Source organism: Azospirillum sp. B506 (assembly GCF_000333595.1).
GTDB lineage: Bacteria > Pseudomonadota > Alphaproteobacteria > Azospirillales > Azospirillaceae > Azospirillum.
Window position 1 is genome coordinate 1 of record NZ_BADK01001082.1, and the last position, 10,974, is coordinate 10,974.

The 10,974-nt window shown below is 69.1% G+C and carries 9 protein-coding genes; 6 read left to right on the forward strand and 3 right to left on the reverse strand.

Features of this window, described 5'->3' with window-relative positions:
- Positions 1 to 89 precede the first annotated feature (89 nt).
- From ptsP to I71_RS33375, 4 genes are all read left to right on the forward strand, one after another.
- Positions 90 to 2,621: a phosphoenolpyruvate--protein phosphotransferase gene (ptsP, locus tag I71_RS33360; RefSeq protein ID WP_042704421.1), complete on the forward strand. Its 2,532-nt coding sequence runs from the start codon at positions 90 to 92 to the stop codon at positions 2,619 to 2,621.
- Positions 2,618 to 3,580, forward strand: a complete 963-nt coding sequence (gene pfkB, locus I71_RS33365) for a 1-phosphofructokinase (protein WP_083897521.1) — start codon at positions 2,618 to 2,620, stop codon at positions 3,578 to 3,580. Before ptsP ends, pfkB begins: the two co-directional genes overlap by 4 nt.
- A 70-nt stretch (positions 3,581 to 3,650) precedes the next feature.
- Entirely contained in the window at positions 3,651 to 5,405 is a 1,755-nt protein-coding gene (locus I71_RS33370; RefSeq protein ID WP_042704425.1) for a PTS fructose transporter subunit IIC, read from the forward strand.
- A gap of 171 nt (positions 5,406 to 5,576) precedes the next feature.
- Positions 5,577 to 5,894 (forward strand): hypothetical protein, encoded by a 318-nt coding sequence (locus I71_RS33375; protein ID WP_083897522.1) that lies wholly within the window; start codon positions 5,577 to 5,579, stop codon positions 5,892 to 5,894.
- 25 nt (positions 5,895 to 5,919) lie between these two features.
- On the opposite strand, the gene I71_RS33380 is transcribed toward I71_RS33375, so the two are convergent.
- Positions 5,920 to 6,819, reverse strand: a complete 900-nt coding sequence (locus tag I71_RS33380) for a LysR family transcriptional regulator (RefSeq protein WP_042704429.1) — start codon at positions 6,817 to 6,819, stop codon at positions 5,920 to 5,922.
- A gap of 165 nt (positions 6,820 to 6,984) precedes the next feature.
- Here I71_RS33380 and I71_RS33385 point away from each other — a divergent pair, with 165 nt between their 5' ends.
- Positions 6,985 to 8,103: an S-(hydroxymethyl)glutathione dehydrogenase/class III alcohol dehydrogenase gene (locus I71_RS33385; RefSeq protein WP_042704431.1), complete on the forward strand. Its 1,119-nt coding sequence runs from the start codon at positions 6,985 to 6,987 to the stop codon at positions 8,101 to 8,103.
- A 75-nt stretch (positions 8,104 to 8,178) separates the two neighbouring features.
- Positions 8,179 to 9,030, forward strand: a complete 852-nt coding sequence (gene fghA / locus I71_RS33390) for an S-formylglutathione hydrolase (protein ID WP_042704433.1) — start codon at positions 8,179 to 8,181, stop codon at positions 9,028 to 9,030.
- Positions 9,031 to 9,076: 46 nt separating this feature from the next.
- Here the strand turns inward: fghA and I71_RS33395 are convergent, their stop codons facing one another.
- Together I71_RS33395 and I71_RS33400 are read right to left on the reverse strand one after the other, a co-directional pair.
- The gene (locus I71_RS33395) at positions 9,077 to 10,222 is read right to left on the reverse strand and encodes a DUF1513 domain-containing protein (protein WP_042704435.1); all 1,146 of its coding nucleotides are present in this window, start codon (positions 10,220 to 10,222) and stop codon (positions 9,077 to 9,079) included.
- Between the two features lie 2 nt (positions 10,223 to 10,224).
- On the reverse strand, positions 10,225 to 10,974 hold a 750-nt coding region (locus I71_RS33400; protein WP_042704436.1), incomplete at its 5' end, for an imelysin family protein.

Sequence of the window (10,974 nt, forward strand, 5' to 3'; positions counted from 1 at the left end):
GCTGCACGCACAAGCGTTGACAGCAGAACTGTAATCGTTTTCACTATCTGCAACAGGACAGACAAGAACCCGCGGAGGAGACGGTCGCCATGGCCACCGACACGCATCCCTTGAGCCTTCCCCCCGATCTGATCCGCCTGGGCGCCGCCCCGGCCGGGAAGGAAGCGGCGATCCGCGAGGCGGCGCAGCTTCTGATCGCCGCGGGCTGCATCGACCCAGCCTATGCCGACAGCATGATCCGGCGTGAAACGGTGGCGAACACCTTCCTCGGCCATGGTGTCGCCATCCCGCATGGCATGGTGGACGACCGCAATCTGGTCCGCCGCAACGGCATCGCGATTCTCCAGGTGCCGGACGGCGTGGTCTGGAACGATGGGCAGACCGCCCGGCTGGTCGTCGCCATCGCCGCGCAGTCCGATGCCCACATCGCCATCCTCCGCCGCCTGACCCGTCTGATGCAGGACGAGGCGCGGTTGAATGCCCTGTTCACCACCGGCGACACCGCCGACCTCGTCGCTGCCCTGTCGGATGAAAGCGCGGCACCGGCCACGCCCGCCACCGAAGCCGGCGATCTCGCCGAGAGCTTCGAGTGGGTGGTCGATTACCCCACCGGCCTGCATGCCCGTCCCGCCGCCGCCTGGGTGGAGGCCGCCCGTTCCGCATCCGGCCGGGTTCGCGTGCGCCATGGCCAGGAGACCGCCGACGGCAAGACGCTGGTGGCTCTGCTGCAACTGGGATTGCGTCCTGGCGACCGCATCGCGGTGTCGGCCGACGGTCCCGACGCGCGCGCCGTGCTGAACCGGTTGCGCGCCACCATCACCGGCCTCAGCGCACGGGAGAAAGCCGATGCGGCCGCCGCTGCGCGCAAGGCGAAGGCGGTGGTGCAGGGCTGGACGCCGCCGGTTTCCGCAGGTCGGGAGATGCCGGTGGTCGCCGGCATCGGCGCCAGCCCCGGCCTCGCCATCGGTCCCGTCCATGTGATGCCGAAGGCCGACCTGACCGTTCCCGACCGTCCGGTTCCGCTGCTGGACGGCGGCAACCGCCTGCACGAGGCGCTGAACCTGACCCGCCAGCAGTTGAAGGCGCTGGCCGACGACACCGCCCGCCGTCTGGGTCCGGCCGAGGCCGGCATCTTCGCTGCCCAGGCGGAGCTGCTGAACGACACCGACGTCATCACCCTGGCCTGCCAGCTGATGGTGGAAGGGCATGGCCCCGGCTGGTCGTGGAACGAGGCGGTGGAGCGCAGCGCCGTCCGGTTGGCTGCCAACCCCAACCCGGTGCTTGCCGGCCGCGCCGCAGACCTGCGCGATGTCGGACGCCGGGTGCTGACCCGCATCGATCCGGACCTGCGCAGCGGCTCCATCCGCGACCTGCCGGGCACCCCCTGCATCCTGGTCGCCGACGACCTGTCGCCGTCCGATACCGCGGCTCTCGACATGGGCCGCGTCATCGGTCTGGCGACGGCGCAGGGCGGTCCGACCTCCCACACCGCGATCCTGGCGCGCACGCTGGGGCTCCCGGCGATGGTGGCCGGCGGCGGGGCGTTGACCGAACTCGCCAACGGCACCACGGCGATCCTCGACGGCCAGTCCGGCCGCCTCTATCTCGACCCGACGGAGGCCGACCTCGCCGCCGCCCATGGCTGGATCGAGGAGCAGCGCATCAAGAAGGCCCAGCAGGAGGAGCGGCGCAGCCTGCCCGCCCGCACCCGCGACGGCCATACGGTGGAGATCGGTGCCAACGTCAACCGCCCCGATCAGGTGGCGATGGCCCTGTCGCAGGGTGGCGAGGGCGTCGGGCTGATGCGCACCGAGTTCCTGTTCCTGGAGCGCGGCGACGCTCCCAGCGAGGAGGAGCAGTACGAGACCTACCGCGCCATGCTGGAGGCGCTGGACGGCCGGCCACTGATCGTCCGCGCGCTCGACATCGGCGGCGACAAGCAGGTGCCGCACCTGCACTTGCCGCATGAGGAGAACCCGTTCCTCGGCGTGCGCGGCGCCCGCCTGCTGCTGCGCCATCCCGAACTGCTGGAACCGCAGCTGCGCGCCCTCTACCGCGCTGCCAAGAATGCCAAGCCGGGCGCGCTGCTGATCATGTTCCCGATGATCACCACGCTGCGCGAGATCGAAACCTTGCGTGCCGTCTGCGATCGCATCCGGGCGGAGCTGGAGGCTCCGGCGGTGCCGCTGGGCATCATGGTCGAGGTGCCGGCCGCAGCCATCCAGGCCGATGTGCTGGCCCGCCATGTCGATTTCTTCTCCATCGGCACAAACGACCTGACGCAGTACGCGCTGGCCATCGACCGCCAGCATCCCGAATTGGCGGCGGAGGCCGACAGCCTGCACCCGTCGGTGCTGCGCCTGATCCGCCTGACGGTGGAAGGGGCGGAAAAGCACGGCCGCTGGGTCGGCGTCTGCGGCGGCATCGCCGGCGATCCGTTCGGCGCCGCCCTGCTGGCCGGTCTCGGTGTCCGCGAACTGTCGATGACCCCGCGCGACATCCCCGGCGTCAAGGACAAGCTGCGCGGCAGCGACCTCGCCGGTCTGCGGGCGCTGGCCCAGCGGGCGCTGGACTGCGAGTCCTCCGACGAGGTCCGTGCCCTGGAGGGGGAAGCGTCATGACGAAACCCGCCATGAGGTCGGTCGTCACCGTCACGCTGAACCCGGCCATCGACCAGACGATCACGGTCGAGGCGCTGAAACCCGGCAGCGTGCACCGCGCCAAGGCGGTGCGTCACAATGCCGGCGGCAAGGGCGTGAACGTTGCCAGCTGCCTGGCCGACTGGGGCCTGCCGGTGATCGCCGCCGGCCTGCTCGGCAGCGCAAACGCCGCGCCCTTCGAGGCTCTGTTCCAGGGCAAGGGCATCGCCGACGCCTTCCTGCGGCTTCCGGGTGAGACGCGCGTCAACATCAAGATCGCCGATCTCTCGGCCAACGACACCACGGACATCAACCTGCCGGGCCTGAGTGCCGATGAGGGCGCGCTCGACCGGGTGCGGGAGACCGTGCGGCAACTGGTCTGGCCGGGAACGCCGGTCCTGCTTGCCGGCAGCCTGCCCGAGGGTCTGCCCGTCGATGCCTATGGCACTCTGACCGCCGATTTCACGGCGGCGGGTGCCCGTGTCGTGCTGGACAGCAGCGGGGCGCCGCTGGCGGCGGCACTGGCCTCCACCGGTGCCTTGCCCCACTGCATCAAGCCCAATCGGCACGAACTGGAGGATTGGGCCGGCCGGCCGTTGCCGACCGACGCCGACCTGCTGGACGCCGCCCGCGAACTGCAGCAGCGCGGCGTATCGGTGGTGGTGGTGTCCTTGGGGGCGGATGGCGCGCTGTTCGTCGATGGAACGCGCGCCCTGCGTGGCCGGCTTCCGCCGGTCCAGGCGCTGAGCACCGTCGGGGCGGGCGACGCCATGGTCGCAGGTCTGATCGCCGCCTTCCAGCAGGATGGCGGGCTGGAGGATGTCGCCCGGCTGTCGGTGGCCTTCGCCGCCGCCAAGCTCGGCTGCTTCGGCCCCAATTTGCCGGACCCGGCGACCGTGCGGTCGCTTGCTGCCCAGGTGACGCTGACCGGACTTGACTGACTTTGCCGATGGTATCGGACTGAGTTCAACACAGTGACAGGCGCGGGATCAAACCCGCCAGGAGGAAACAATGGCAAACCTGTTGGCCGTGATCGCGGCGGGAGACCTCACCACACAGGCCGTTCTGGCGGCCGAAGCCCTGCGCAAGGCGGCGGCGAAGGCCGATCACCTCATCCAGGTGGAAATCCGCACCAGCCTCGGCATCCAGTCACCCATCGACGCGGTGGCGCAATCCTCGGCCGACCGGGTGATCCTCGTTGGCAGCGGCGACTTCGATGACGGCCGCTTTGTCGCGCTGAAGCGCAGCACCGCGTCGCTGGACGAGGTTCTGGGCAATCCCGGCGCCGTGCTGGAGCGGGCGGTCAGCGCTGCCGCTCCGGCGGCGGCGACCTCCCGGCGGATCGTCGCCATCACCTCCTGTCCTACGGGCATCGCCCATACCTTCATGGCGGCCGAGGGCATCCAGCAGGCGGCGACCGCACTGGGCCACAAGGTCCGGGTGGAGACCCAGGGGTCCGTTGGCGCACGCGATACCTTGACGGACGAGGAGATCCGCGAGGCCGACCTCGTGCTGATCGCCGCCGACACCCAGATCGACCTGTCCCGCTTCGCCGGCAAGCGCGTGTTCCTCAGCGGCACCAAGCCCGCCATCAACGACGGCAAGGCGCTGGTGAACCGCGCCCTGGCCGAGGCGAAGGTGCATGGTGCCGCCGTCCCGCTTGCCGATGCGGTCGCCGCCGGCAAGGCCGAGCGTTCGGCCCAGCGCACCGGCCCCTACAAGCATCTGATGACCGGCGTGTCCTTCATGCTGCCCTTCGTGGTGACGGGCGGACTGCTGATCGCGCTCGCCTTCGCGCTGGGCGGCATCTATGTCTATGAGGAATCCAATGCCGGCACGCTGGGCTATGCCCTGTTCCAGATCGGCGCCAAGGGCGCCTTCGCCCTGATGGTGCCGGCGCTGGCCGGTTACATCGCCTATTCCATCGCCGACCGTCCCGGCATCGCCCCCGGCATGGTGGGCGGCATGCTGGCCGGCAGCATCGGCGCCGGCTTCCTTGGCGGCATCGTCGCCGGCTTCATCGCCGGCTACGGCACCGCTTTCCTGAACCGGAACATCAAGCTGCACCGCAACCTGGAAGGGCTGAAGCCGGTGCTGATCCTGCCGCTGCTGGGTTCGCTGCTGACCGGCCTGCTGATGATCTATGTTGTCGGCACCCCGGTCGCCGAGGCGCTGGCCTGGATGAGCGCCTGGCTGAAGGGCATGCAGGGCAGCAGCGCCATCCTGCTCGGCCTGCTGATCGGGGCGATGATGGCCTTCGACATGGGCGGTCCGGTCAACAAGGCGGCCTACGCCTTCTCCACCGGCCTGATCGCCAGCCAGGTCTACACCCCGATGGCCGCCGCCATGGCCGCCGGCATGGTGCCGCCGCTGGGTCTGGCGCTCGCCACCAAGCTGTTCGCCGACCGCTTCACGCCTGAGGAGCGCGAAGCCGGCAACGCCGCCGCGGTCCTGGGCATCGCCTTCATCACCGAGGGCGCCATTCCCTTCGCCGCCCGCGATCCGCTGCGCGTCATCCCGTCGCTGATGATCGGCGGTGCGCTGACCGGTGCGCTGTCGATGGCGGTGGGTGCCGAGTTGAAGGTGCCGCATGGCGGCATCTTCGTCCTGCCGATCCCCAACGCGGTGACGCATCTGCTGGGCTATGTGGTGGCGCTGGTGGTCGGCACGGTGGTGACCGCCGTCGCCCTGCGCATCCTGAAAAAGCCGGTCGCTGCCGTGGCGGCACCGAAGCCGGCGGTGCAGGGAGCCGGCGTGCACGCCTGATCCTCTTTCCCTTTTTCCTCTCGGGCGTCCTCCCGACCCTGGCCCTTCTCCGCGTCCCGCGGGGAAGGGCCTTCTTTTTTTGGCGCAGAATCATTTTGCGAAGGATTCCCCGCCAGCTTTTGCGGCATCGCCCGTGTGATCGATCATGACATCGCCCGGAGTGACCGATCCATGCTCGACGAAAAGCCCGACGTGATGCTGGGCAACATGCTGCTGCATGTGAACCTGCTGGCCCTTGGCACGCTGATGACCAAGATGATGGCGGAGATGTTCCGCAAGGACGAGAACCCGGCCGGCAAGGCGGACGAATGGCTGCGCCTGTTCGAGGCGACCGCCGCCCAGATGACATTCGCCGGCGAAACGCCGGAATGGAGCGACCTGACGGCGCAGGAATTCCGCGACGTCCTGATCCAGCACATCCACCGCGCCCGCGCCATGGCGCTGGGGGAGGAGTGCGACCCGCGCGCCTATCTGCGCCATCACGGCTGACGGGCCGGCCCGGAGAGGGGAGCTGTCACCGGTATTCCGGCCGCCGCGCCAGCCCGTCCTTCAGGTGCCGGATCGCCGCATGCACCTTGGCCGGCACATGGCGCTTCTGTGGATAGACCGCCCAGACCGCCGTGTTGGGCGGACGATGGCGGTCCAGCAGGGAAACCAGCCGCCCCTCGGCCACCGGACCGCGCACATAGTAATCTGGCAGCTGGCACAACCCGAAGCCACGCAGTGCCGCGTCCAGCACCGAGAAGCCGCTGTTGCAGCGCCAGCGGCCGCGCGGTCGGAACAGCCAATCCTCGCCGTTGTCGTCGAACAGCCAATGGTCGGAGGTGCCGATCAGGCACTGGTGGGTGCCGAGGCTGGTCAGGCTGTCGGGCGTGCCGTGGCGTTCCAGATAGGCAGGGGCTGCGCACAGATGCATCGCGCGCGGCGCGATGCGCGTCGCCACCAGGCTCGATTCGCTGAGCCGGCCGAGCCTGATCGCCAGATCATAGCCTTCCTGCACCAGATCAAGCTGCCGGTTTGTCAGTTCCACCTCGATGCTCAGCTGCGGGTGGCGCTCCATCAGGTCGTTGATCAGCGGCATGATGAACTGCTCGCCATAGGCGGTGGCGCAGGTCATGCGCAGCACCCCCTTCACCTCGCTGTCGCTGCCTCCCTGCAGGGCGCCGACCGCCAGGAAAGCGTCGTCGCGCTGTTCCGCCAGCCGCAGGCAGCGCGCCAGGAAGGTGCGGCCGCTCTCGGTCAGGCTGACCTTGCGGGTGGTGCGGTAGAACAGGCGGGCCTGCAACCGGTCCTCCAGCCGTGCCACGCTGCGGCTGACATGGGAGGAGGAGACGCGCAGACGCTCCGCCGCGCGCGAGAAGCTGCCGGTTTCCGCCACCGCCACGAATTCGTCGATGCCGTCCCAGCCGCTCATGCTCTTCTCCTGGGGGCTTTCGCCCAGGGCCTTCCGGCCATTATCCCCATACGGCAAAAATCTATTCCCGAAATCGCCGTTCTGACAATGACCGGTCGCGGTCTACACTGCGGAAATCAAATGCCAATTCGCATTGGCGAAACCGATTTGGGGAAGGAAACCCACATGGTCCTGTCACGCGCCGCCGTCGCCTGGGAAGCCAACCGTCCGCTGGAGATCGAAGAGGTCGAGGTCGCGGCGCCCAAGGCCGGCGAGGTGATGGTCCGCATCGTCGCCACCGGCGTCTGCCACACCGATGCCTACACCCTGTCCGGCAAGGACTCTGAAGGTGTGTTCCCCTGCATCCTCGGCCATGAGGGCGGCGGCGTGGTGGTGGAGGTCGGCCCCGGCGTGACCTCCGTCGAGGTCGGCGACCACGTCATCCCGCTCTACACGCCGGAATGCGGCAAGTGCAAATTCTGCCTGTCCGGCAAGACCAACCTGTGCCAGGCGATCCGCGCCACCCAGGGCAAGGGTCTGATGCCGGACGGCACCAGCCGCTTCTCGCTGAAAGGCAAGGAGATCGCCCACTATATGGGCACCTCGACCTTCTCCGAATACACGGTGCTGCCGGAGATCGCGCTCGCCAAGATCAACAAGGCGGCGCCGCTGGAGAAGGTCTGCCTGCTGGGCTGCGGCGTCACCACCGGCATGGGTGCGGTAATGAACACGGCGAAGGTGGAGCCGGGCTCGACCGTCGCCATCTTCGGCCTCGGCGGCATCGGCCTGTCGGCGATCATCGGCGCCACCATGGCGAAGGCCAGCCGCATCATCGGCGTCGACATCAACCCCTCGAAGTTCGAGATCGCCAAGCAGCTGGGCGCCACCGACGTCATCAACCCGATGGACTACGACCGCCCGATCCAGGACGTGCTGGTCGAGCTGACCGACGGCGGCGTCGATTACAGCTTCGAGTGCATCGGCAATGTGAAGGTCATGCGCGCCGCCCTGGAGTGCTGCCACAAGGGCTGGGGCGAGTCGGTCATCATCGGCGTCGCCGGTGCCGGCGAGGAGATCTCCACCCGTCCGTTCCAGCTGGTCACCGGCCGCGTCTGGCGCGGGTCGGCCTTCGGCGGCGTCAAGGGCCGCTCGGAGCTGCCGGAATATGTGGAGCGCTACCTGCGCGGCGAGTTCGAGCTGGACACCTTCATCACCCACACCATGGGGCTGGAGGACATCAACCACGCCTTCGACCTGATGCATGAGGGGAAGAGCATCCGCTCGGTCATCCTCTACAACCAGTGACGAGCCGGACTCCCTCTCCTCCGGCCCGAGGAGAGGGAGCCTTCCAGCCATCGTTTCTCTTCAAAAGGCGCTTGCATGACCGACCCTCTCACCACCCTGTCGGAAACCCGCGTCTTCGGCGGCCGGTTGAAGCGGGTGCGGCACCAGTCGTCGGCGGTGAACTGCGAGATGACTTTCGCGGTCTTCCTGCCGCCACAGGTGGAGTCCGGCGCCAAGGTGCCGGTGTTCTACTGGCTGTCCGGCCTGACCTGCACCGATGAGAACTTTACCCAGAAGGCCGGTGCCTTTCGCGTTGCGGCGGAACTGGGGCTGGCCATCGTCGCCCCCGACACCAGCCCGCGCGGGGAGGGGGTGCCGGGCGATCCCGACGGCGCCTGGGATTTCGGGCTCGGTGCCGGATTCTATGTCGACGCGACAGAGGAGCCGTGGGCCGGCTACTACCGCATGCACGATTATGTGACGCGGGAGCTGCCGGCGCTGATCGAGGCGAATTTCCCGGTCACCGACCGCCGATCCATCGCCGGCCATTCGATGGGCGGGCATGGCGCGCTGGTCTGCGCGCTGAAGCATCCCGGTTTCTACAAGGCGGTGTCGGCCTTCGCCCCCATCGTCAACCCGGCGGCGGTGCCCTGGGGCGAGAAGGCCTTCGGCCGCTATCTGGGGCCGGATCGTGACCGCTGGCTGGAGTGGGACGCCTGTGCGCTGATCCGGACGGCGACCGAGCGGTTGCCCATCCTGATCGACCAGGGCGACCGCGACGGCTTCCTGGAGGCGCAGCTGAAGCCTGAGGCGCTCGTCGCCGCGGCGGAGGCGGTCGGACACCCGGTGACGCTGCGGATGCAGCCGGGCTACGACCACAGCTATTTCTTCATCAGCACATTCATCGAGGACCATCTGCGCCACCATGCGGCGGCGCTGATTGAGTAGGGGCTGAATGGGTGGGGGCGGTGCCCCCATCCTTCGACGCCTTGCGTCAGGCCACCCGCCGCGTCAGGTGGTTGTCCCAGCGGAAGGCCGGCGCCTTGCGCTCCGGCCCCGCCTCGGCACTCGCCGAGACCGGCTCGATCACGCCGAGCCCGCTGGTTGCCAGATAGCCTTCGCCGTTCGGCGCAAGGCCGCAGCCGTCGGCCAGCGCGGTGGAACCGAGCCATGCACCGTCCGCCGCGTTCCACAGCCCGATGATCCCGCCCATCGGCGAACTGGCGGCCACCGTGCGGCCATCGGACGCCACGCTGCCGATATAGCCCTGCATCCGCGACAGTACATCCTCCGGCGCGCCGAACAGGCGGATGGCGCCGCTGCCGGGGCGGTGGGCGCCAGTCAGGGGCTGGAGCATGCCGATGGGCCGCTCGTCCTGCACGCCGAAGGCAATCCCGCCGTCGTCCAGCAGGGCGATGTGACGCATGCCGAGATTCGCGTGTTCTTCCGGCAGCCGCACCTTGTCGAGCAGCTTGCCGGTCGCCGCCTCGACATAGGTCAGCGAGCTGTCCATGCTGTCAAGGTTCAGCTTGGCCCGCCCGGTGTCGGGGTGGGTGATGACGCCACCGTTGGCGACGGCCAGCGTCGTGCCGTCGCGCATCAGGATCAGTTCGTGCGGTCCCAGCCCATGGGTGGGGAGGACGCCGATGCGGCGGTACTTGTCGGTGGCGTCATAGACGCCGATGGCGCCCTCCTCGCGCGGAACGTCATCCTCCGCGACATAGAGGATGCGGCCGTCGGCGGAATAGTCGCCATGGCCGGTGAAGCGGCGGTCGTCCGGCGCCCGTACCACCGGGCCGGGAGTGCCGTCGGCGAGCGACAGGGTCTGGAACCAGCGGCCGGGCCGGCGGGCGAAGACGGCAGCCTCCGCCATGCCGGGCCGCGGGACGATGCCATGGGCGCGTCCCGGCGTGGCGGTGGTGAACAGCACCTTGCCGGTCCGGTCCAGCGCCGCGACGCCATAGCTCGGCTCCGTTCCGGCGGTGGCATAGGCGTTGAGGTAGAGCGTGCCGGCCTCGGCGGCATGGGCCTTGCCGCTCAGCACCGCCAGCAGTCCGCCGACGATGCGTCCCCCCACCAGCCGTCCGCCGATGCTTCGCCCGGCCAGCAGCCCCAGGATGTTCCTGCGATCAACAGCCATGGTCAGTCGCCGTCCAGTTCGTTGAAGCCCAGCGTGATGTCCAGCAGCGGGGCCAGCGTGCCCAGCATCTCGACCCGCGCCGCCTTGACCAGCCGCAAGGCGCTCTCGGTCTTCTTGCGGGCGGCGGGGTCGGTCACCGCCTTGTTCAGCGGGCCGGGGATCGCCTCCACCGCGCTGATCGCAGCGGCGAAGCTCTCGTCGATGGCCTGTTTGGCGGTGGCGCCGTCGTCGTTGGCCGGCAGCAGCGAGACGAAACCCGGCCCGCCATGCTGGCCCATCAGCAGGGCGCGCAGCCCCTCCAGGTTCAGCACGACGTTCCGCAGCGACCGGCCGCTGCGCAGCGCCTCCACCACCGCCGGCTTGGCATCCTCGATGCTGCTGCCGAGCGGCGCCATCAGCTTCTGGTCGATCACCACCTGCATGGCAGTGATGGCCGCGGAATAGAGCGTGTTGACCGCCTCCGACGCGGTGGGGCCGAGCACCGTCGCCTGCCCGGCGGCGAGCGGCGCCTCCAGGTCCTTCCAGCCGTCGCGCGCTTCGGTGGCGATGGTCAGGATGTTGCGGGCTGCGGCGACGGCGAGCTTCGCACGGTACTGCCTGGCGTCGCTGCCGGTGAAGCCGTCGGCGGTGACGCCGTCGTCGAACAGCAGCCGTTCCAGCACGGTCAGCCCTTGGACCGCCGCGCTCTGGCGGGCGAGCGCGCCGGGGTCCAGCAGCTTCGGGTCGTGGTCGCGCAGGATCTGGCCGATCTG

Excerpts from the sequence above, each read along its gene's own strand:
- I71_RS33370 (WP_042704425.1), top strand. The coding sequence starts at position 3,651 with ATGGCAAACCTGTTGGCCGTGATCGCGGCGGGAGACCTCACCACACAG.
- I71_RS33375 (WP_083897522.1), top strand. The coding sequence starts at position 5,577 with ATGCTCGACGAAAAGCCCGACGTGATGCTGGGCAACATGCTGCTGCAT.
- pfkB (WP_083897521.1), top strand. The coding sequence starts at position 2,618 with ATGACGAAACCCGCCATGAGGTCGGTCGTCACCGTCACGCTGAACCCG.
- fghA (WP_042704433.1), top strand. The coding sequence starts at position 8,179 with ATGACCGACCCTCTCACCACCCTGTCGGAAACCCGCGTCTTCGGCGGC.
- I71_RS33395 (WP_042704435.1), bottom strand. The coding sequence starts at position 10,222 with ATGGCTGTTGATCGCAGGAACATCCTGGGGCTGCTGGCCGGGCGAAGC.
- I71_RS33380 (WP_042704429.1), bottom strand. The coding sequence starts at position 6,819 with ATGAGCGGCTGGGACGGCATCGACGAATTCGTGGCGGTGGCGGAAACC.
- I71_RS33385 (WP_042704431.1), top strand. The coding sequence starts at position 6,985 with ATGGTCCTGTCACGCGCCGCCGTCGCCTGGGAAGCCAACCGTCCGCTG.
- ptsP (WP_042704421.1), top strand. The coding sequence starts at position 90 with ATGGCCACCGACACGCATCCCTTGAGCCTTCCCCCCGATCTGATCCGC.